Annotated in this window: 19 protein-coding genes and 1 pseudogene; 13 read left to right on the forward strand and 7 right to left on the reverse strand. The window is 64.4% G+C overall.

The genetic code is table 11. The annotated features are described in order from the left end of the window. Positions 1-3: 3 nt before the first annotated feature. The 7 genes and pseudogenes from AQ12_RS00165 to AQ12_RS00190 all read right to left on the reverse strand — a co-directional run bounded on the left by AQ12_RS00165 (position 4) and on the right by AQ12_RS00190 (position 5,395). Positions 4-957: a 2-hydroxyacid dehydrogenase gene (locus AQ12_RS00165; RefSeq protein WP_048437824.1), complete on the reverse strand. Its 954-nt coding sequence runs from the start codon at positions 955-957 to the stop codon at positions 4-6. Positions 958-997: 40 nt separating this feature from the next. Continuing rightward, entirely contained in the window at positions 998-1,966 is a 969-nt protein-coding gene (locus AQ12_RS00170; protein WP_048437825.1) for a tripartite tricarboxylate transporter substrate binding protein, read from the reverse strand. Between the two features lie 28 nt (positions 1,967-1,994). Continuing rightward, complete coding sequence (locus AQ12_RS00175; protein ID WP_048437826.1) at positions 1,995-2,576, reverse strand: amino acid synthesis family protein; 582 nt, start codon at positions 2,574-2,576, stop codon at positions 1,995-1,997. Positions 2,577-2,625: 49 nt separating this feature from the next. Beyond that, positions 2,626-3,021 (reverse strand): NAD-binding protein, encoded by a 396-nt coding sequence (locus AQ12_RS23440; protein ID WP_304413808.1) that lies wholly within the window; start codon positions 3,019-3,021, stop codon positions 2,626-2,628. 36 nt (positions 3,022-3,057) lie between these two features. Next, positions 3,058-3,519, reverse strand: a pseudogene (locus AQ12_RS23445) (NAD(P)-dependent oxidoreductase); the annotation flags it as partial. Between the two features lie 162 nt (positions 3,520-3,681). Beyond that, the gene (locus AQ12_RS00185; protein WP_048437828.1) at positions 3,682-4,353 is read right to left on the reverse strand and encodes an RraA family protein; all 672 of its coding nucleotides are present in this window, start codon (positions 4,351-4,353) and stop codon (positions 3,682-3,684) included. Positions 4,354-4,471: 118 nt separating this feature from the next. Further along, complete coding sequence (locus AQ12_RS00190) at positions 4,472-5,395, reverse strand: LysR family transcriptional regulator (protein ID WP_048437829.1); 924 nt, start codon at positions 5,393-5,395, stop codon at positions 4,472-4,474. Positions 5,396-5,472: 77 nt separating this feature from the next. On the opposite strand from AQ12_RS00190, the gene AQ12_RS00195 reads away from it, so the two are divergent. From AQ12_RS00195 to AQ12_RS00255, 13 genes are all read left to right on the forward strand, one after another. Next, the gene (locus AQ12_RS00195) at positions 5,473-6,354 is read left to right on the forward strand and encodes a LysR family transcriptional regulator (RefSeq protein ID WP_048437830.1); all 882 of its coding nucleotides are present in this window, start codon (positions 5,473-5,475) and stop codon (positions 6,352-6,354) included. 303 nt (positions 6,355-6,657) lie between these two features. Continuing rightward, positions 6,658-7,605, forward strand: coding sequence for a tripartite tricarboxylate transporter substrate binding protein (locus tag AQ12_RS00200; RefSeq protein ID WP_048437831.1), 948 nt, complete (start codon positions 6,658-6,660; stop codon positions 7,603-7,605). A gap of 24 nt (positions 7,606-7,629) precedes the next feature. Continuing rightward, positions 7,630-8,874 carry a CaiB/BaiF CoA-transferase family protein gene (locus AQ12_RS00205; RefSeq protein WP_048437832.1) on the forward strand — a complete coding sequence of 415 codons (1,245 nt, stop codon included), beginning with the start codon at positions 7,630-7,632 and terminating at the stop codon, positions 8,872-8,874. Further along, positions 8,871-9,647, forward strand: a complete 777-nt coding sequence (locus AQ12_RS00210; protein ID WP_048437833.1) for an enoyl-CoA hydratase-related protein — start codon at positions 8,871-8,873, stop codon at positions 9,645-9,647. Before AQ12_RS00205 ends, AQ12_RS00210 begins: the two co-directional genes overlap by 4 nt. 116 nt (positions 9,648-9,763) lie before the next feature. After that, complete coding sequence (locus AQ12_RS00215; RefSeq protein ID WP_053076464.1) at positions 9,764-10,750, forward strand: tripartite tricarboxylate transporter substrate binding protein; 987 nt, start codon at positions 9,764-9,766, stop codon at positions 10,748-10,750. 17 nt (positions 10,751-10,767) lie between these two features. After that, positions 10,768-11,751 carry a tripartite tricarboxylate transporter substrate binding protein gene (locus tag AQ12_RS00220; protein WP_048437834.1) on the forward strand — a complete coding sequence of 328 codons (984 nt, stop codon included), beginning with the start codon at positions 10,768-10,770 and terminating at the stop codon, positions 11,749-11,751. Beyond that, entirely contained in the window at positions 11,751-13,364 is a 1,614-nt protein-coding gene (locus tag AQ12_RS00225; protein ID WP_048437835.1) for a CoA-transferase, read from the forward strand. Before AQ12_RS00220 ends, AQ12_RS00225 begins: the two co-directional genes overlap by 1 nt. Before the next feature lie 15 nt (positions 13,365-13,379). Continuing rightward, complete coding sequence (locus AQ12_RS00230; protein ID WP_048437836.1) at positions 13,380-14,414, forward strand: glycoside hydrolase family 88 protein; 1,035 nt, start codon at positions 13,380-13,382, stop codon at positions 14,412-14,414. Between the two features lie 33 nt (positions 14,415-14,447). Further along, positions 14,448-15,629, forward strand: coding sequence for an acyl-CoA dehydrogenase family protein (locus tag AQ12_RS00235; protein ID WP_048437837.1), 1,182 nt, complete (start codon positions 14,448-14,450; stop codon positions 15,627-15,629). Between the two features lies 1 nt (position 15,630). Next, the gene (locus AQ12_RS00240; RefSeq protein WP_053076465.1) at positions 15,631-17,343 is read left to right on the forward strand and encodes an FAD-binding protein; all 1,713 of its coding nucleotides are present in this window, start codon (positions 15,631-15,633) and stop codon (positions 17,341-17,343) included. Between the two features lie 12 nt (positions 17,344-17,355). Then, complete coding sequence (locus tag AQ12_RS00245) at positions 17,356-18,552, forward strand: CaiB/BaiF CoA-transferase family protein (protein ID WP_048437838.1); 1,197 nt, start codon at positions 17,356-17,358, stop codon at positions 18,550-18,552. A gap of 61 nt (positions 18,553-18,613) precedes the next feature. Beyond that, on the forward strand, positions 18,614-19,867 hold the full coding sequence (locus tag AQ12_RS00250; protein WP_048437839.1) for an MFS transporter: 1,254 nt from the start codon (positions 18,614-18,616) through the stop codon (positions 19,865-19,867). 225 nt (positions 19,868-20,092) lie between these two features. Next, entirely contained in the window at positions 20,093-20,368 is a 276-nt protein-coding gene (locus AQ12_RS00255) for a flagellar biosynthetic protein FliQ (RefSeq protein ID WP_048437840.1), read from the forward strand.

Raw genomic sequence — 20,368 nt, forward strand, 5'->3', positions numbered from 1 at the left:
TGTTCAGTTGACGCGGGTCAGCAGGGGCTTTCCCGAAAAATGGGCATCGGCGTTCTGCAGGAAGCGCACGACGGACGCATGGATGGCCTGCGGCGAGATGCCGCCTATGTGCGGCGTGAGCACCGCATTCTCGAATTCAAGCAGTGGCGCGGGCGGCGTCGGCTCGCCTTCATAGACGTCCAGCGCGGCGGCCCAGATGCGCTTGTCGCGCAGCGCGTCGGCGACCGCATTCGTGTCGACCAGCGTGCCGCGCGCCACATTGACCACGACGCCTTGCGGCCCCAGCGCATCGAGCACCTGCGCGTTGACGATGTGGTAGGTCGCCTTGCCGCCCGGCGCGGCGATGACCAGAAAGTCGCACCACTGCGCCAGGCTCACGATGTCGTCGAACCAGCGAAAGCCCGATTCGTCCTTGCGGTTGCGGCTGTGATAGCCGATCTCCATGTCAAAGCCCTGCGCCCGCTTTGCGACCTTGCGGCCGATGGCGCCCAGCCCGAAGATGCCCATCTTGCGGCCAGAGACATGGGGCGGGCGCGGAATGTCATCACGCCACAACCCCGTGCGTACGCCACTGTTGAGAAACGGAATGCGGCGCACGGCCGCAAGCAGGATCGCCATCGCGTGGTCTGCCACCGCGTCGTCGTTGGTGCCAGCCGCATTGCACACCGGGATGCCGCGCGCACTCGCCGCGTCGATGGCCACGTTCTCGAAGCCCACGCCCACGGTGCAGATCAGCTCCACCTTGGGCAGGGCTGCGATCTCTTGCGGCAAGAGGCCGTTCGTGCCGTTGGTCAGCACGACGCGGATCTCGTTGCCGCGCGCTGCAATCTGCGCAGCGCCATTGGAGCGATCGGCGCCCAGGCCTTCGTTCGGCGCATAGATCATGTCGAATTGCTCCGACACGAGCGCGCGATGTTCATCGGAAAGATAGACGAGTACGAGTAGCGTGGGTTTCATGCTTGGCTGCGAGGTATCGGGATAGGTGGCAGTGTGGAGGTCAGTCGACCTTGGCGCCGGACAGCTTGACCAGCTTGCCCCACTTCTCGATTTCGGAGGCGAGCACCTTCTTGAACTCGGCGGGGCTGTTGCCCACCGGGGTCGAGCCCTGGTCGGCCAGCGTCTTCCTGACGGCCGGGTCCTGCAGCACCTTGCGAATCGCTGCGTTCAGCTTCGTGACGACGTCAGCAGGCGTGCCGGTGGGTGCGAAGACGCCGTTCCACAAGACCACTTCATAGCCCGGCAGCACTTCGCCAATCGCGGGCACGTTGGGCACGCGCGGCGAGCGCCTGGCCGTCGTGATGCCCAGCGGACGCAGCTTGCCGGTGTCGATGTACGGCAGCACTTCGACCAGCGGCGAGAACACCGCCTGGATCTGGCCGGCCAGCAGGTCGGCATTGGCCGGAGCGCCGCCCTTGTAAGGCACGTGCACCATCTCGCCGCCAGCGAGGTTGTTGAACAGCGCGCCCGACAGGTGCTGCGATGTGCCGTTGCCTGCGGAGCCGAAGTTGACCGGTGCCTTCCTGGCCTTGACGTAGTCGACGAACTCCTTGAGCGTCTTGGCGGGCACGTCGTTGTTCACCATCAGCACGTTGGGGATCAGCGCAACTTGAGAGACGGGGATCAGGTCCTTGTTGAGGTCGAACCCCATGTCGGCGTAGAGCGTCACATTGGTCGCGATGGTGCTGGTGTGCATCAGCAGTGTGTAGCCGTCTGCCGGTGCGCGAGCCACGAAAGCCGAGCCGATGTTGCCGCCGGCGCCGGCCTTGTTGTCGATGACCACGCGCTGGCCCAGCACGCCGCTGAGCTTTTCGGCCAGCATGCGCGCCGTGGTGTCGGTGCTGCCGCCGGGTGACAGCGGAACGACGAGCGTGATCGGCTTTTCGGGCCAGCCGGCCGCGTGGGATGCGAAGCCGCATGCCGCGAATGCGAGGGCTGCGGCGGTCTTGATGAATGTGGAGCGTTGCATGAGGAGTGGACTACTTCTTGAAAAAAATTTAGCGCTGGCCGTCGCCGACCTTGATCTCGGAGGCACGCAGGCCGCCCAGGCGTTCATGCACGCGGGTGCCGGTGGACATGACAAGCGCATAGAGCAGCTCGTCGGCGCGCGGGCCGTCGATGGTGCCGACTTCCATCGTGGTGAAGTGGCTGCGCACGTAGCACGCCTCGATATGGTGAAGCGGAATCTGCAGGCGCGTGCCGGCAACTGCGACGACCTTGGCCGCCGGAACAATCGACTTGGCCCGTGGCAGGCACGAGCGCATCGGATAGCCGCCTGCGATATGCCAGATCGCGCCGTGCTCGAGTTCGCCGTCAAGGCCCACGATGGCGCCCTTGCCGTAGGCCTCGATCTTGTCGGCGCCGCCCAGTGCTTCGATCAGTTCGGGAACCAGCTTGTTGGCCATCTCGGTTGCGTCCTTGACGAACGGCTGGAGGTCTTCCACATAGCGCCCTGCATAGGGGTTCTTCAGGATGACGGCGATGGAACCCATCTTGATGGGAACGTCACGTGCGGGGCCGCCTTCGTGATAGATGGATTCGACGTTGAGCAGCTTTTTGCGGATCTGGACGAGGGACATGTGGGTAACTCCGGGATGAATGTGAATGAGGTGGAGGCAGGGGGCTGGGTCAGGCGGCCGGCTTTTCGCCGAACTGCACGCCAGCCCATTGCTCGAAATGGCGGATAGGGAACACGTTGTCCTTGTCGCCGTCGCCTTGCGTCATGGCGAATGCGAGAAACTGGCGGGCGGCGGGGCTCACGAACAGCGGCGCGCCGAGTTTCTCGGCCTCGTCGATGCACATCTTGATGTCCTTGTGCAGCAGCTCGGTGGTGAACCGCACCGGGAAGCTGCGGTCCAGCACGCACTGCGGAATGCGTTCCAGCGTGGCGAATGAGCGGCCGCTCGACACATTGATCACGTCGAGCATGGTCTTGGCGTCCAGGCCTGCCTTGACGCCGTAGACCAGCGTCTCCAGGCTGGCGACCATGCTGGTGGCGTACAGCGTGTTGTTGATGATCTTCATCGTCTGGCCCAGGCTGGGGTCGGCGCCCAGATAGAAGATCTTGTTGCCGATCACGCGCAGCAGCGGCTCGATTTCTTCGTAGGCCTGCGACGGGCCGGCGGGCATCACGGCGAGCGCGCCTTTCTCGGCATTGGCAGTGCCGCCGCTGACGGGTGCGCCAACCAGGGAAATATTCCTGGCTTTGAGCAGGGCTTCAACTTCCTTGGTCACCGAAGGGCCGGTGGTGGACAGGTCGACGACGATGCGCACCTTGCTGCCCTGCGCAACCTCCGCTGCAACCTCGGCGACGACGCGCGGCAGCGGCAGGCACAGCAGCACGATTTCCACGGTGCTGGCGAGTTCCTTTGCGTTCGCTGCGGCTATCGCGCCCTTGGCCACGAGGCGATCCTGCGCGGCGGCGCTGCGGTCATTGACGTGCAGTTCGTGGCCGGCGGCGAGCAGGCGCGTGCCGAAGTGCACGCCGATGTTGCCGAGACCGATCAATCCGATTTTCATGAGGCTCTTCCTGGGTTCCTGGGTGTGGAGTCACAAGCCGCGCGATACAGGCAGCGTGCGACTTGCGGCGTGGGACGAAAGATAGGCTTGCACGCGTTGCAGGGCCAGTGCTGTTTGTGGCCCTGCATATGCAGTTGTGTTAATCGCTCATGCAATGGCTGGCGCTCAGGGCGCCAGGTAACCCTTTTGCCTGAGCATGGCGTCGATCCAGGATGTGTCGAGGGTTCCCGCTGCAATCGCCTTGAGCGTTTGCTCCTCCTGCGAGTGCTTTTCTTCTGCGGCAGCGCAGATGGCAGCGGCCTGTTCCAGCGGGATACACAGCACGCCATCGCCATCGCCCAGCATGATGTCGCCGGGGTTCACGACCATGCCGTCCAGGCTCACGGCAACATTGATCTGGCCGGGGCCGTCCTTGTAGGGGCCGCGGTGCGAGACACCGGCCGCAAACACCGGAAGCGATGCCTTGCGCAGGAAGTCGGCGTCACGCACCGACCCGTTGATGACGAGACCCGCGATGCCGCGCGAAGCGGCGTAGCTGGTCATCAGCTCGCCAATGATCGCGTTGGTCAGGTCGCCGCCTGCGTCCACCACGACGATGTCGCCGGGCTTTGCCAGGTCGAGCGCCTTGTGCACGAAGAGGTTGTCACCGGGGCGGGTCTTGACGGTGAGTGCAGTGCCCGCCATCGGGCTGCCGTCGTGCATGGGCCGCAGGCGCGGACCTCCTGCGGTCAGGCGCATCATCATGTCGCTGATGTTGGCAACGGGGATGCGGCGAAGGCGCTCGACGAGTGCGGGGTCGGCTTGTACGTGCCGCTCGAAAATGCAGGGCTGGCTCATGCGTGGATTCCATCAACAAAAGGAGGCAGGCCCACCGGTGTGGCGGGCCATTTGTTGAATCTATCCGCGCAATCACCCGTGGACGTGTGTTGTTTGTGGGGTGCGGGATGCAGTCAGGTTAATCGCCCCGGTCATTGCCCCGGTCATCGCGCCGGTCGTGCGCCGCCTGCTGGCGCAACAGTTCGATGAACTTTTCGGCGTGCGTGCGGCCGTTGTCGAAAACCGATCGCACGATGCTCGGCTCCAGCCAGATGTCCACCGACAGCGGCAGCGTTTGCAGGTCGGTCCAGCCCATGCCCTCGGCGGTGAACTCATCCACGATGGCCACGCCTGCGCCAGATCGCGCGAGCGAACACGCCATGTCGCTCTGGTGGATGTTGATGCGCGTGGTGAGCTCGACGCCCGCCTTCTGGAAGGCCGATGCGATGAGCTGGCCGAAAGGAATGCCCGGGTCGTGCGAGATGACGGGGTAGCGCGCGATCTCCTCCAGCGGAACCGCCGTCATCTGCGCCAGCTGATGCCCGCGCGGCACCACGCACACCATGCGCCCGCGGGTGAACGGCTCGACCCGCAGGTTGGGGTGGTCGATCGGGTGCACCGAGACGCCCAGGTCCACCTTGTTGCTCAAAATCTCTTGCGGCATGTTGTTGAGCAGCGTGGTGCGAAAGTTCACCCGGATCTTCGGGTAGCGCTGCACGAAGGCCGCAATCGCGCGCGACATGATCCCGCGCGACAGGCTGGGGCTTGCTGCGATGCGCAGCGTGCCCGACGGTCCCTGCGCCAATGCGCGCGCGAACTCATCAACCTTGACGGCTTGCTGGTAGAACTCGTCCACCTCGGTGAACAGGGCCTCGCCCTCGGGCGTGGGCACCAGCTTGCCCTTGACCCGGTTGAACAGGGTCAGGCCCAGCGTCTGCTCGGTGTGCGAAATGATGCGGCTGACCGCCGGCTGCGAAGCGAATAGCAATTGAGCGGCAGCCTTGATCGAGCCGGTCAGCATCACTGCCCGGAACACCTCCATTTGCCTGAGTCTGAATTTCATTGCCGCAAAGTATCCGCTATCGCCGGGTATGCGTTGCTGTTAATCGCCCTGTGAACTTGCCGTCTAAACTCGCGCACATGACATTGCGGCTGCGACAAATGGAAGTCTTCCGGGCAGTGATGCTGACCGGCTCGATCAATGGCGCCTCCCGGATGCTGTTCATTTCGCAGCCTGCGGTGAGCCGCATCATCTCCCACATGGAGCAGGGGCTGGGCTACCAGCTGTTCAACCGCACCAAGGGCAAACTCGTGCCCACGCCCGAGGGCGAGGCCCTGTTCACCGAGGTCGACGATTTCTACCAGCACGCGATGCGGGTCAGCGACTTTGCGGCCGACCTCGCGCACGGCCCTGCCGGCACGCTGAACATCTCGTCGAGTCCCTGCCTGAGCTACCGCATCGTGCCGCGTGCGATTGCGCGCTTCGTCGATCGCTACCCGCGCATCCGGGTCAACTACCACACGACCCTGATGCACATGATGGCGGCCGAGGTGCTGAGCAACAAGGTGGACCTGGTGGTCTCGGTGTTGCCGCTGGAGCATCCCCACCTGAAAGTGGAGACCTTCCGGCGCGGGCGCATGGTCTGCGTGATGCCCGAGGGTCACGAACTTGCGGCGGCAGAGACCATCACCTTCAGCGATCTGTCATCGGTGCCGCTGATCACGCACAACCCCAGCATCCAGTTCGGCAAGCTGATCGAATCCGCATTTGCACAAGCCGGGTTCACACCGGCACCTCGCATCCATGTGCTGCAGACCGAGATCGCTTGTTCGCTGGTGCGTGCGGGCGCGGGGCTGGCGATCGTCGATGAATACACGGCTGCGGGTGGGCCGTGGTCTGGCATCGTGATCAGGCCGCTGGCCCACGAGATCCCGCTCGCGCCCAGCATCGCCCGCACCGTGTTCGACCGGCACGGCACCCACGCGCAGAAGTTCATCGAGATATTGACGGCGCTGGATTGAGCCAATACGGCTGTCATTGCGGACTCGATCCGCAATCCATGTCTTCGACGGCACGTGCCGCTTCGCGGTGGATGCCGGATCAAGTCCGGCATGACAACCTGTTCGCCCGGCATGACAAACGGGCCCTCCGCACTTACCCGTACATGCTAAGCATTCATCCGGGCCGTAAACCCACCACCTGTTAACACAAGGTCATAGGCTGCGTGCAATTGAGCAATCGCGGTTAACGGCATGCCTCCATAAGATGGATCGAACGTAGCGCGGACCTACCGTGCACGGAAAGTCGATCAGGAGACACAGGACATGAAGTTCAGCCGCAGAACCGTTTGCTTCCTTCTGGGAAGCGCCATGCTCGCAGGCACCGCTGTCGCGCAGACCTGGGAGCCCACCAAGCCGATCCAGCTGATCGTGGGCTTCAGCCCCGGCGGTGGCACCGACGTGATCGCCCGCGCCATCGCGGCGGGCTCGCAGGAGGTGATGCCCCAGCCGATGGTCGTCATCAACAAGCCGGGTGCATCCGGCGTGATCGCCGCCGACGCCGTGTCCAGGGCCGCGCCCGACGGCTACACGCTGCTGGTCGCCGGTGGCAGCGAGAGCACCTCGTTGCCCAATCACCAGCAGGTGTCGTACAAGCAATCGAGCTTTCGCCCCATCGGCCACGTCATCCGGCTTCGCATGATGGTGGTGGTCAAGAACGACGGCAAGATCAAGAACTTTGCCGACCTGGTGAAGTACGCCAAGGCCAACCCCGGCAAGATGGCCTATGGCACATCGGGCGTGGGCAGCCTGACGCATTCGATGATGCTCATGGTCAACAAGGCAGCGGGTATCGATACCTTCCACGTGCCCTACAAGGGCGATGCGGAAGTGGTGACCGGCATCCTGGGCGACCAGGTGCAGATCGGCCTGGGGTCGCCCGATCAGTTCAAGAGCTGGATCGACACCGGCAAGCTGATACCGCTGACGCTCAGCTCCAACGACCGGTTTCCCGGCCTGCCGAATGTGCCCACGCTCAAGGAACTGGGCTACGACATCTACCTGGAAAACATGAAGGGCGTTGTCGCGCCGGCGGGCTTGCCCGACGAGATCTACACCTACCTCAACGAGAAGCTGCGCAAGGCGATGGAGACCGAGGGTTTCCGCAACATCGTCAACAAGAGCAACTTTGAAGTGCAGTACATGGACGGCCCGATGTTCGGTCGCACCATGGCCAGCATGTCCAACGGCATCGCCGCCGCCTTGAAGAAGTAAGACAGCAAGACGAGACGCAAGACGATGACCAATGAGACACAGGCAACGGCGAGCGCCACGGCGCTGCCGCTGTCGGGGATGCGCATTCTCGACCTGACGGTGATGACGGCAGGCCCGGTGGGCACCATGATGCTGGGCGACCTGGGCGCCGATGTCATCAAGATCGAGGAACTGCAAGGCGGCGAGTTGTCGCGCAGCATGGGCACCATGTATGTGGGCGTGGAAAGCGCCAACTTTCTTTCGCAAAACCGCAACAAGCGCAGCGTACGGCTGGACTTGAAGAAAGCCGAAGGACGCGAGGCATTCCTGCGCATGGCCGCGCAGGCCGACGTGGTGACCGAGAACTTCCGCCCCGGCACGCTCGACCGGTTGGGCATCGGGTACGAGGCGCTGCGCAAGGTCAATCCGCGCATCATCTTCGCCAGCATTTCCGCGTTCGGCCAGACCGGACCGTACGCGCATCTGCCTGCCAACGACCCGATCGTGCAGGCGCTCAGCGGCCTCATGCACATGACCGGCGATGCCGATGGCGACCCGGTTCGCGTGGGGCATCCTTACCCGGACTTCGGCGCGGCCGCGTTGCTCGCGTTCGGTGTGTGCGCGGCGCTGTTGCATCGCGAGCGCACGGGGCAGGGCCAGTCGCTGGACCTGTCGCTGCTCAATGGAACGATCTTCAGTGCCATTCCCCGCGACGGTGAAACGCTGCGCTCGGGCAAGGCACCTCCGCGCCTGGGCAGCGGCCATCCGGCGTTCGTGCCGTATCGCAATTACAAGGGCAGCGATGGTGCGCCGTTTTTCCTGGCGTGCTTCAACGAGAAGTTCTGGGGTTCGGTGTGCGACGCGGTAGAGCGGCCCGACCTGATGACCGACGCGCGCACGGTCAATAACGTCGCGCGTTGCAACAACCGCGAATTCGTCGATGCGCAGCTTGAAGCCATCTTCGCCACCCGCACGACCGATGAATGGCTGGAGCGCCTGGCGCGATTCAACGTGCCGTCAGCGCGCGTGCAGGACCTGAACCACGCTCTGCGCAGCGACCCGCAGGTGCGCCACAACAACACCATCGTGGAAGTGGAGCATCCCACGGCGGGCACGGTGGAAACGCTCGCGCTGCCGGTGAACTTCCACGCGACGCCGGCCGAATACCGCAGGCCGCCACCGCGCCTGGGCGAGCACAGCGTGGAGGTGCTGCGCGAGTTCGGCTTCACCGGCGAAGAGGTCGATGCGCTGCTGGCAAGCCAGGCCGTGGCGGGGCTCAATACCCCATGACAGCGCCGGTGCTGCTCGTCGAAGAGCCGGCACCTGGTGTTCGGTTGCTCAGGCTCAATCGGCCCGAAGCGCGCAACGCGCTCAGCATGGCCCTGCGGCGCGAGCTCGTGCGATGCATCGCGCAGGCCAGCGATGACGCGGCTGTGCGCGTGGTCGTGATCGCAGGCAACGAGCGTGCATTTGCGGCCGGCGCGGACATCAAGGAGATGGCCAACGCGAGCACCGTGGACATGATGGCGCGCGGCGTGCTCGGCCTGTGGCGCGCAACCGCGTCCTGCACCAAGCCTGTCATCGCCGCCGTTCGCGGTTATGCGCTGGGTGGTGGCTGCGAACTGGCGCTCTTGTGCGACATGGTCATCGCCAGCGAGACTGCGCGTTTCGGCCAGCCCGAGATCCGCATCGGCATCATTCCCGGCGGCGGCGGCACCCAGCGGCTGGTTGCTGCCATCGGCAAGCACCGCGCGATGAAGTACCTGCTCACGGGCGCGATGTTCTCCGGGCGTGAAGCGTTCGAGATGGGCCTGGCCAGCGAAGCCGTGCCCGACGACCAGGTCGATGCGCGCGCTGTCGAACTGGCCTGCGAGATCGCAGCCCTGTCGCCGCTTGCGGTGCAGCAGTTGAAAGACGTCGCGCTGCGTGGCATGGACCTTCCGCTGGACGCGGGGCTCGCGCTGGAGACCAAGGCGCTGCACCTGCTGTTTTCCACCGAAGACCAGAAGGAAGGCATGGCTGCGTTCATCGAAAAGCGGCCACCGAAATTCGAGGGGCGCTGATGCGCAATTGCCCTGCGCATCACGCGTTAACCGCAAGACATAACACCCGCCCAAATACGCACTCGCCAACGAGCGGGTCGCTTCCTACGATCACCCCACCACAAGGAGACAAGCAGATGTTTCATCCGAATCGCCGCGCAGTTCACCGGGCCATCGCGCTCGCCAGCTTGCTGTGCGTCCTGGCGCCCGCCAGCGTACTTGCGCAAGCCGCATGGCCCAGCAAGCCGATCACGCTGATCGTTCCGTTTGCGCCCGGTGGCAGCACCGACGTGACGGGCCGCATGCTCGCCGCGAAGCTCAAGGACGAACTCGGGCAGACCGTCGTTGTCGAAAATCGCGGCGGCGCAGGCGGCAACCTGGGCGCCGACGCGGCCGCACGTGCTGCGCCGGACGGCCACACGCTGTTTCTCGCAACCAGCACCCATGTGACCAACATCAGTCTCTACAAGAAGCTCTCCTACGACTTCCAGAAAGACTTCGCGCCGGTCTCGCAGGTGGCCTTCATCCCCAATGCGCTGGCAATCAATGCCAAGGTGCCGGTGAACAACCTGGCCGAGTTCATGACCTACATCCGCGACCCGCGCAACGAGATGCGCTACGGGTCGGCAGGCAATGGCTCTTCGCTGCACATCGCAGGCGCGCTGTTCAACAGCATGGCCAAGGCGAACATGGTGCATGTGCCCTACAAGGGCAGCGGCCCTGCGATCGTGGACGTGCTGGGCGGCCAGATCGAAGCCATCTTCTCTCCGCTGGTCGATGTGTTGCCCCACATTCGCAGCGGCAAGCTCAAGGCGATCGGCGTCACGACCAAGGGCCGCTCGGACCAGTTGCCCGGCACACCCGCCATCAATGAGGGACTGGCCGGCTATGAGGTGACGTTGTGGAACGGCATCCTCGTTCCCGCCAAGACGCCGCCGGAAATCGTCGCACGCCTGAACACCGCCATCAACAAGATCCTGGCGCAGCCCGATACCAGGCGGCTGCTGGCCGAACAGGGTTCCGAGCCCGCACCCGGCACGCCCGCGCAGTTTCGCGACTTCATCGCCAAGGAAGTCCCGGTCTGGAAGCGCCTGGTCGAGTTGTCCGGCGCGACTGCAGACTGAACCGAAAGCACCACACCATGAAATCGTTGAACCGCCGTATTGTTTCCGCCGCGCTGCTCGCAGCGTGCGCCCCGTTCGCTGCGCAGGCCCAGGCGCCTGCGCCGAACTGGGCATCCAAACCCATCCGCATCGTCGTGCCGTTCGCACCGGGCGGCACCACCGACATCGTGGCCCGCATGATCGGCCAGCGCCTGGGCCCCGCGCTGGGCACAACGGTCGTGATCGACAACAAGCCCGGCGCCAACGGCATCATGGGCTCGGAAGTGGTGGCGCGCGCCCCCGCCGACGGCCATACGCTGGTCATCGTCGCACCGGGCCACGCGAGCAATGTCACGCTGTACAAGAAGCTGCCGTACGACACGCTGACCGACTTCGAGCCCATCTTGCTGCTGCTCACGCAGCCCAGTGTGCTGGTCGTGCATCCGTCGGTCCCGGTGACCAGCACCGCAGAGCTGATCAGGCGCGCGAAGGCGCAGCCCGGCATGGTGTCTTACGCCTCGGGTGGCAACGGTTCGTCGCAACATCTGGCCGCGGCCATGTTTGCCGACATGGCCGGCATTGAACTCGTGCATGTGCCGTACAAGGGCAGCGCCCCGGCAGAAGCCGACCTGCTGGGCGGCCAGGTCAACATGATGCTGGCGTCGATGGTGTCCGCGCTGCCGCAGGTCAAGTCCGGGCGGCTTCGCGCACTGGCCGTGAGTTCGGAGCGCCGCTCGCCTGCAGCACCCGACTTGCCCACGGTTGCGGAGGCCGGCGTGCCGGGTTACAGCGCGGTCGCATGGGCAGGCTTGCTCGCGCCCAAGGGCACGCCGCCGCAGACACTGGCGGCGCTCAACGCTGCGGTCACAAAAATCATGAACGAGCCCGAGGTCAAGGAAAAGCTGGCAGGGCTGGGCGCTGATTTCAGCCCCAATACGCCCAAAGGGTTCGACCAGTTCATCCGCTCGGAAATCACGCGCTGGGGTGAGGTGATCCGCCGCTCCAACCTGAAGGTCGATTGATGAGCGGTGCGCGCGTCATGGAAGCTGCGCAGGCTGCTGCGCTGGTTCGATCGGGCGACACGGTCGCGATCTCGGGGGTCGTGTCGCTGCTGTCCACCGAAGCCGTGCTGCGCGCGCTGCAAGAGCGATTTGCGGATACCGGCGAACCTGCAGGCCTGACCGTCATCTGCCCATGCCGCACCGGCTGGTCTGTCGTAGGCGAAACGACAGGGCTGGAGCACCTGGCCGCGCCAGGCATGGTCAAGACGCTGATTGCGTCTTCGTACAACGTGCGCGATACGCCCACGCTGATGGCGTCCGTGATGGACGGGCGCATCGCAACCTATGTGCTGCCGATGGGCGTGATGTACCGGTGGCTGCGTGAATGTGCGGCACGCTCACCCGGATTGCTCACGCATGTTGGGCTGAACACGTATTTCGACCCCGACGGCGGCGACGTGCGCGTGCATCCGTCGGTGCCGCCGCTGGACCTGCTGCAGCGGATGGAGATCGACGGCGAGCCCTGCATGCTGCTGCGCAGCAAGCGCATCGATGTGGCGATCGTGCGTGGCTCGGTGGCCGATGAGCACGGCAACATCAGCCTGGAAGACGAGCCGATCTCCGGCAGCGTGCGTCATCTTGCAATGGCGGCACGCACCAGCGGCGGCCGCGTGATCGCCGTGGTCAAGCGCATCGTGGCCGCAGGCAGTCTGCATCCGCGCAACGTGGAGATTCCGGGCATCTGGGTCGATGCGGTGGTGGTGGACGCGGATGCCATACAGACACAGCTGGGCGATGAGCCCGCCTTCACCGGCGCAAAGCGCGAAGCGCCGATGCCGCAGCCGATGGCGCTGGACCAGCAAAAGATCATCGTGCGCCGCGCCGCGATGGAACTGCAGGCGCGCGACATCGTGAACCTCGGCGTGGGCATGGGCTCGCAGTTGCCGAGCGTGCTGGCCGAAGAAGGCGCGCTGGGTGACATCACCTTCAGCGTCGAGCACGGCGCGCTGGGCGGGATTCCGGCGATGGGCGTGCCGGGGCAGACCGGTGCGTTCGGCGCCCACTTCAACCCCGACGCCATCGTCGATGCCGCCGACCTGATGGATTTCTATCACGGCGGCGGTCTCGACGCGACGCTGCTGGGCTTTGCGCAAATCGATGGACAGGGCAGCGTGAACGTCGGCCGCTTCGACGGCAACATTCGCGGCCCGGGCGGCTTCGTCGATATCACCTATCGCACCCGCAAGGTGCTGCTTTGCGGCACGCTCAACAGCGGCGGCCTCCAGGTGCGCGTGGACCGTTCGTCGACCGGCACACCCATCCTGCACATTGAACGCGAAGGGCGCCACCGCAAGCTGCTTGCCAACCTGGAGCAGGTCAACCTGCACGGACCGAGCGCGTTCGAGCGCGGCACGCATGTGCGGGTCATCACCGAGCGCTGCGTCTTTGCGCTGGACGACCACGGCCTGGTCCTGATCGAAGTGGCACCGGGCATCGACATCGATACCCAGATCCGTCCGCACCTTGAGTTTGCCTTGCGTGTCTCGCCCGATTGCAAGGCGATGGACGCGCGGCTTTTTTCTTCCGAACCCATGGGCCTGCAACTGCCGGCCCGACCAGAAACACTGAACTGAACAGGAGTCTTACCCATGGCAGAAACGATAGTCCGCAAGATGCTGGAGCGCGGCCTCCAGGAGCCGATCGACACAGGCGGCAAGCACGCCGCCATGCTCAACGGCATGCATCTGTCGGGACACACGCAGATGCTCAAGGAGCAGCTTGAGCACACGCTCGCAGGCACCGGCAACATTCCGCGCAGCAAGAACCCGCTGGGCCGCATCGTTGCGCATCCGAACATCAGCGATTCGATGTCGCGCATCCGTCCGCTGGTGCTGGCCGGCTACGAAGGCCAGGCGCGCGAAGCGCTGGGCATCTACCTGCGCGAGCGGGTCGAAGTCGCGGGTGCGCCTGTATTCTCGACCGCGCCGAGCACGCCAGGCTGGATCTTTGCCGACACCGCCTACATGGTTGCGCCCTCATTGGCCATCATGGGCGAGAGTGATCGCGCCGTGTCCGACCTGGTGCGTCACCACGAACTGCTGGCAACCGAGACCGGGCTCATCCGCCATGTGCTCAACGCAGCAGTCCCGGTGGAAGACAGCTATTGCAAGGTGGACCTGTGGATCGACGGCACCGCCTGGGGTCGCGCCAATGGCTGGTGGCTGGCCGGGGTGGTGGACGCACTGGAAGTGATCGACAAGCCGTCAGAGCAATTGCTCGCCATGTTCCGCCAGACCTGCGCGTCGCTGCTTGCCTTGCAGGAAGACGGGTTCTGGCGCGCAACGGTCGATGACAGCTATTCGCTGATCGACTCCAGCGCCACCGTGATGATCAGCTACGGCTTCGTCAAGGGCTACCAGCTCGGGCTGCTGGGCCAGGAGTTCGAGGAGTCGGGGGTCAAGGGGCTGGAGTACGTGCTGCGGCATCACTTTGACCTGCGCACCGGCACCTTGCGCCATCAGCAAAAGGGTCCGCTGATCGTGAATGTCGCAAGCCCCAATCCGCGCTATCTGGCTGAGGCCAATCCCTACGGCCAGGGTTTCATCGCGAGCCTGTACTCATTGGTCGCTGCCGATGTGAATGTGCGTGACATGAAAGTGCGTGCACTGGCCCGCGCGAGCTGAGTCCGCCGAACAGACAAAAGGGAAGGACACGACATGCAGAAACTCGAGAAATTGCTGGGCCGCCGCGAGCTGGCTCCTTATCTCAACGCCGAACAGTTCGAGTTCCGCGAGAGCGTGCACCGCGCGCTCGCCGAACACGCCACGCCCGACTACCTTCGGCGTGCCGATGAAGAAAAGCGCTTTCCCACCGAGCTGGTGGACCTGATGGCGCGTCAGGGCTGGTTCGCAGTGAACCTGCCTGAAGAGTATGGCGGCGTCGGTGGTGCGATGGACATGATCGGCATGCTGGAAGTGATCGGCTATCACAGCAGCACACTGGCGCGTTACTGGAACATCAATGTCAACATGGTGGGCGGCGCGCTCGTGCATCTCGCCACGCCCGAGATGAAGCGCGAACTGCTGCCGCGCCTGGCAGAAGGCAAGACCTTCTTCGCCTTTGCCTTGAGCGAAAACGGCTCGGGCTCGGACGCCGCCAGCCTGAAGACGAATGCGGTTCGCGAAGGCGACTACTTCCGTGTCAACGGCACCAAGATGTGGATCACCGGCTCCATGCAGGCCAACAACATCCTGATGGCGATCCGCACCGAGAAAGGCGAGGGCAAGCACGAAGGCATCAGCCTGCTGCTGGTGCCCAATCCGACGCCGGGTCTGGAAGTGCGGCCCATCGACCTGCTGGGCGGGCACATGGTTCGATCGTGCGAGCTGAACCTGGTCGATGCGAAGGTGCATGCGAGCCAGCTGGTAGGCGACCTGCATCACGGCTGGCGACAGCTGATGGGGGTGCTGGCCAAGGAGCGCATTGCGCTGGGCGCCATCGTGGTCGGCGCAGCGCAGGCGGCGCTGGACCTGGCCATCGAATACACCAACGAGCGCAAGCAGTTCGGCCGGTCGATCTCGTCATTCCAGGCGATCAACCATCGCCTGGTCGAGTTGCAGACGCAGGTCGATTGCGCACGCCTGCTCACCTATCGCGGTGCAGCGCTGCTGGCGTCGGGGCAGGAGTGCAATGTGGAATCGGCGCAAGCCAAGTACTTTGCCGGCGACACCTACATGAAGGTCGCGCTGGAAGGACTGCAGGTCATGGGTGCCAACGGCTACTCGATGGAGTACGCGATGCAGCGGCACTTTCGCGAAGCCAAGGTGTTCCAGATCCTGGGCGGAACCGGCGAGATCCTGCGCAATGTGGTTGCGCGCGAACTGACTTCGGGGCGCTGAGATGACTGCGCGCATCCAGCTTGAGACGCGTGATGCCGACGTCGTGATCGTCGGCGGCGGGGGAGCCGCCAGCCGCGCTGCCCTTTCTGCGCGCAGCGAAGGTGCCAACGTGCGCATGTTGACCAAGGCACCGTTCAAGACCGGCGGCAGCACGGTGCACGGCGCCAGCGAGATCATGAGCATGGGTGCGGCGGGCTTCGGTGAAGCAGCCGACAGCCGCCAGAAACACTACGACGACACCATGCGTGCCGGGCAGGGCTTCATTGACCGGGCGCTGGTTCGGGTGCTCGCCGAGGAAGCGCCCGAGCGCATCCGCGACCTGATGTCCATCGGTGTGCCGTTCGACCGCGAGGGCGAGCATTTCAAGCTGATCCAGAGCGATTTCGGCAGCCATGCGCGTGCGCTCGGCGTCAAGGGCAAGACCGGCAAGGCTTTTGTGGAGGCGCTGTCCGATGAACTGGTGCGCACTGGCGTGCAGGTGGAGGACAGCGTCTCGCTGGTCGATCTGGTTCGCGATGCCCGGGGCGAAGCCTGCGGTGTGCTGGGCTTCGACACGAAGCGCGGCGTGCTGGTGCATTACCGCGCGCCCTCGGTGGTGCTGGGTACCGGCGGCCTGCACAGCTGCTTTGACCTGCAGGTGTCCACGGCGGAGATGACGGGCGACGGTCAGGCGATCTGCTTTCGGCATGGCGCGGAACTGGTCAACCTGGAGTTCCACCAGGTCGGTCCCGCGCTGGTGCATCCCTATGTGCAACTGTTCAGCGGGTCTGCCTTCCGGCTGTATCCGAAGATGCTCAATTCAGACGGGCGCGAGTTCCTGCAGGACTACCTGCCCGAGGGTGTCACCGCGCAAACCGTCTATGACGAAAAGGGCTTTCCGTTCACTGCAACCAATGTCTCACGCTACCTCGACATCGCGATGGCGCATGAGGTGGCCGAGGGACGCGGCTCGCCGCACGGCGGCGTGTATTTCTCGTTCGCGCATGTGCCGCCGCAGGAGATGCGCCGCGTGCTGCCCAACACCGCGCGCTGGATGAACGAGCGTGGCGTCGATCTGCAAAAGGAGACGCTGGAAGTGGGCGTCGCATTCCAGTGCATGAATGGCGGTGTTCGCATGACGGATGCCAATGCGCAAAGCAGCGTGCCGGGCCTCTTCGTCATCGGCGAACTGGCGGGTGGTGTTCGCGGCCCGGACCGGCCGGGTGGCAACTCGCTTGCGGAAGGGCAGGTGTTTGGCCATCGCAGCGGCAAGGCCGCGGCCTTGCGTGCACTTGGAATGCGTGGGGGTCTGGCTGGTCGGGGTGAGGGCGCGACGCTGGCTGAATCGGTCGATGGCGTTGAGCGATTGCTGCGCGGCGGCGTGCCCACCGACACGGCCGAGCCTGCGCGCCGCATCCGCAAGGCGATGCAGGGCGAGTGCCTGGTCGAGAAGACGGGGGACGGCTTGCGATCTGCCTTGAAGACGGTGCGTGAGGTAAGGGCCGAGATGGAGACCGACGCCCGCGCGAGCCTGGACACGCTGGTGTCGGCGCTGAGCGTGCGAAACATGGCGCAGGCCAGTGAGCTGGTCTTGAGCGCCTGCCTCAATCGCGCGGAGACCAGAAGCGCGCACTACCGGCTCGACTACCCCAAGACCGAGACCTCGCTGGCTCACAGCTACCTGGTGCGCAAGGCCGCCGATGGGCAGCCTGCGTTCGAGCGCTTCGACTACTGACACGGAAGAAAAATGACCGCATTGCCACTGGAGGGCGTCATCGTCCTCGATCTCTCCCGCCAGTTGCCGGGGCCTGTTTCCACGCAGATCCTGGCCGACTTCGGCGCCGACGTGATCAAGATCGAAGACACGGGCGCAGGCGACAACTTTCGCGGTGTCGCGCCCTTGCGCAATGGCGTCTCGGCGCGCCACGCACAGATCAACCGCAACAAGCGCGGCCTGGCGATCGACCTCAAGAGCAGGGAGGGCCATGAGGTTTTCATGAAGCTGTGCGAGACCGCCCATGTGGTGTTCGAGCAGTTCCGCCCCGGCGTGGTCAAGCGGCTGGGCATTCACTACGAAGCGGTGCGCGAGGTGAACCCGCGCATCGTCTATTGCGCCCTGTCGGGATTTGGGCAGAACGGGCCGCTGCGCGATGTGGTCGCGCACGACCCCAACTACCTGTCGGTGGCGGGCGTGCTGGGTCTGCTGGGCCGGCGCGGCGGCCCGCCTGCGATGAGCGGCCCGCAGATTTCGGACCTGGCCGCAGCGCATCTGGCGACCATCGGCATCCTGCTGGGCCTGCGGCGCGCGGAGCACACCGGCGAGGGCGAGTACATCGACATTTCGCTGTTCGACAGCGCGATGTCGATGTCGGTGACGGCGGTGGCCACCTATCTCGGTGGCGGCAAGGCACCCAGCCGCGGCGAGGAGCGCCACAACGGCCGCTATCCGTGGTCGGACATCTATGAAACGTCTGATGGCGGCTACGTCACCATTTCGGCGATCGAAGAACACTTCTTTGCCAACCTGTGCAACGCGCTGGAACGGCCCGAGTGGCTGCCTGACCAGTATGCGGATGACGCACGTCAGGAAGAAATTCGCGCGGGCATGGCGCAGATTTTCCGAACTCGGACACGCGACGAATGGTTCGAACGGCTCAAGGACAAGGACCTGTGCATCAGTCCGGTACTGACGGTGGCAGAGGCTGTTGAAAGCGATCATGCGAAGGCACGAGGCAGTGTCGTGACGCACCAGCATCCCGTGGCAGGCGAGACGCGCATGCTGGCAAGCCCCATCCACATGCGCAATGCGCCTGCGGCCATCCGGCGTGCCGCGCCAGCGCTGGGGGAGCACTCCGCCGAGATCCTGCAATCATTGGGATATGACGAAGCGGCCATTGACCAGCTCGTCGCGCGTGGCGTGGTCCGGGTGCCTGCGGCAGGATGACGCGCGAGAGTCTGGCACGATGGCCAGTCGGCGCGCTTTCGTGCGCGGGAGTGAACAAGACATGAGCGTTGGCGGCAAGTGGTATTTCGGCTGGAACATCGTCGGCGCTGCAGCGATGCTGACGCTCCTGTCCGTGGGCATGCGGCTGGGCATCGGCCCTTTTTTCCTGCCCATTGCCAACGACCTCGGATTCAGCCGCAGCCTGCTGGCCTCCATCGTGGCGGCGGGCATGCTTTGCTACGGTCTGGCGATGCCGGTGGCGGGGTTTCTGGTCGCGCGGCGCGGTACGCGTTTTGTCTTGCTGCTGGGCACGACCATCGTCGTGCTGGCGGCCATCTGGTCGGTCAATGCGCGCAGCGCGACGACCTTTCTGCTGTCCTTTGGCGTGATGCTGTCGGTGGGTCTTGCCTTCACGAGCCCGGTGGCGCTCACGCCGGTCATCAGCCACTGGTTCACACGCCGGCGGGGCATGGCCCTGTTCTTCCTGTCCACGGGTTCGATGGCGGGCATGGCCGTGATGACACCGGTGCTCGCCTGGGCCATTGCCGAAGTGGGGTGGCGCGTGACACTGCTTGGGTTCGCCGCAGTGTTTGCCTTGTTCACGATTCCAGTGGCACTGCTGGTCATGCGAGACGACGCGCCAGAACACACCGACCTCGGTGCGCACGAAATTGCCGCCATGCGCGCGAATCCGCCCGCAGTCACAACCAGCCTGCAACTGCGTGAAGTGATGCGCACGGTGCCGTTCTGGCAGGTGTTTCTGGGCCTGTTTGCATGCGGCTTTTCGATGAACCTGCTTGGCACGCATGGCATGCCGATGCTGATGGACCATGGCTTCGATGCGATGTCCAGTTCGATGGGCATAGGCCTGATCGGGCTGGTGGCGATTTTCGGCACGATGGCGCTGGGTCGACTGGCCGATCGGGTGCCGCGCCGCAAGTTGCTGGCAGTGATTTATTCGATTCGCGGCCTCGGATTCTTTGCACTGGTGCTGGTGGGAACGCACTTCGAGCTGTACCTGGCCGCTTCGATTGGAGGGCTCGTCTGGGCAGGCAGCATTGCACTTTCATCGGCCATTCTTGCCGACGTCTATGGCGTTCGGCTGGTGGGCGTGCTCTATGGCCTGGCGTACCTGGGCCACCAGATCGGCGGCATGCTCAGCTCGTGGCTGGGCGGATGGGGCTATGAAACCTTCGGCACGCACTGGGTCGCGTTTGGAAGCGCTGGCGTGCTGCTGCTGCTCGCGGCTGCACTGTCGCTGCGACTGCCGTTGAAGGGCTACACATTGATGCGGCCGGCTCCTCACCAGGCCTGAGAAATAGGAACTCCGGACTGGCTCCGGCGCGGCTGCGGACACAGACTTCTGGATGAGCATTTGCCCTTGATTAAGGGTTTACCAGCTAGAGAGCATCTCCTAAACTAATACGTATCTGTTAATCAATTGGACTAACTTAGTTCAAAAATCTGATGAAACAGTGATGTCGTGCCCGGTCGGGCTCGCATCTGCCCCCAAGCGGCGACGTATGAAAAGGATTGGGAAATGCGATCAGATGTGGCCATCGCCATGATGGCCGACCTGTTTTGGACCGGCCTGCTGGTTTGCTTGCCCGTCCTGGGGCTGGTGATGCTGGTCGGGCTTGCCATCAGCATCCTGCAGGTCGTCACGCAAGTGCAGGAAATGTCCCTGACCTTTGTGCCAAAGCTGATTACGGCAGGCATTTCCCTCGTTGTGTTTGGTCCCTGGATGCTTCGCACGCTTTCCCAGTTCGCGACCCGCCTCTGGACCCAGATTCCCGCCATGTTCGTCGGGCCGTGA

Source organism: Caenimonas sp. SL110, assembly GCF_001044395.1.
Classification (GTDB): domain Bacteria; phylum Pseudomonadota; class Gammaproteobacteria; order Burkholderiales; family Burkholderiaceae_C; genus Ramlibacter.

Coding starts and splice junctions, on each gene's coding strand:
- AQ12_RS00245 (WP_048437838.1), top strand. CDS start 17,356: ATGACCGCATTGCCACTGGAGGGCGTCATCGTCCTCGATCTCTCCCGC.
- AQ12_RS00225 (WP_048437835.1), top strand. CDS start 11,751: ATGAGCGGTGCGCGCGTCATGGAAGCTGCGCAGGCTGCTGCGCTGGTT.
- AQ12_RS00185 (WP_048437828.1), bottom strand. CDS start 4,353: ATGAGCCAGCCCTGCATTTTCGAGCGGCACGTACAAGCCGACCCCGCA.
- AQ12_RS00210 (WP_048437833.1), top strand. CDS start 8,871: ATGACAGCGCCGGTGCTGCTCGTCGAAGAGCCGGCACCTGGTGTTCGG.
- AQ12_RS23440 (WP_304413808.1), bottom strand. CDS start 3,021: ATGAAGATCATCAACAACACGCTGTACGCCACCAGCATGGTCGCCAGC.
- AQ12_RS00230 (WP_048437836.1), top strand. CDS start 13,380: ATGGCAGAAACGATAGTCCGCAAGATGCTGGAGCGCGGCCTCCAGGAG.
- AQ12_RS00200 (WP_048437831.1), top strand. CDS start 6,658: ATGAAGTTCAGCCGCAGAACCGTTTGCTTCCTTCTGGGAAGCGCCATG.
- AQ12_RS00170 (WP_048437825.1), bottom strand. CDS start 1,966: ATGCAACGCTCCACATTCATCAAGACCGCCGCAGCCCTCGCATTCGCG.
- AQ12_RS00240 (WP_053076465.1), top strand. CDS start 15,631: ATGACTGCGCGCATCCAGCTTGAGACGCGTGATGCCGACGTCGTGATC.
- AQ12_RS00175 (WP_048437826.1), bottom strand. CDS start 2,576: ATGTCCCTCGTCCAGATCCGCAAAAAGCTGCTCAACGTCGAATCCATC.
- AQ12_RS00190 (WP_048437829.1), bottom strand. CDS start 5,395: ATGAAATTCAGACTCAGGCAAATGGAGGTGTTCCGGGCAGTGATGCTG.
- AQ12_RS00250 (WP_048437839.1), top strand. CDS start 18,614: ATGAGCGTTGGCGGCAAGTGGTATTTCGGCTGGAACATCGTCGGCGCT.
- AQ12_RS00205 (WP_048437832.1), top strand. CDS start 7,630: ATGACCAATGAGACACAGGCAACGGCGAGCGCCACGGCGCTGCCGCTG.
- AQ12_RS00215 (WP_053076464.1), top strand. CDS start 9,764: ATGTTTCATCCGAATCGCCGCGCAGTTCACCGGGCCATCGCGCTCGCC.
- AQ12_RS00220 (WP_048437834.1), top strand. CDS start 10,768: ATGAAATCGTTGAACCGCCGTATTGTTTCCGCCGCGCTGCTCGCAGCG.
- AQ12_RS00165 (WP_048437824.1), bottom strand. CDS start 957: ATGAAACCCACGCTACTCGTACTCGTCTATCTTTCCGATGAACATCGC.
- AQ12_RS00235 (WP_048437837.1), top strand. CDS start 14,448: ATGCAGAAACTCGAGAAATTGCTGGGCCGCCGCGAGCTGGCTCCTTAT.
- AQ12_RS00195 (WP_048437830.1), top strand. CDS start 5,473: ATGACATTGCGGCTGCGACAAATGGAAGTCTTCCGGGCAGTGATGCTG.
- AQ12_RS00255 (WP_048437840.1), top strand. CDS start 20,093: ATGCGATCAGATGTGGCCATCGCCATGATGGCCGACCTGTTTTGGACC.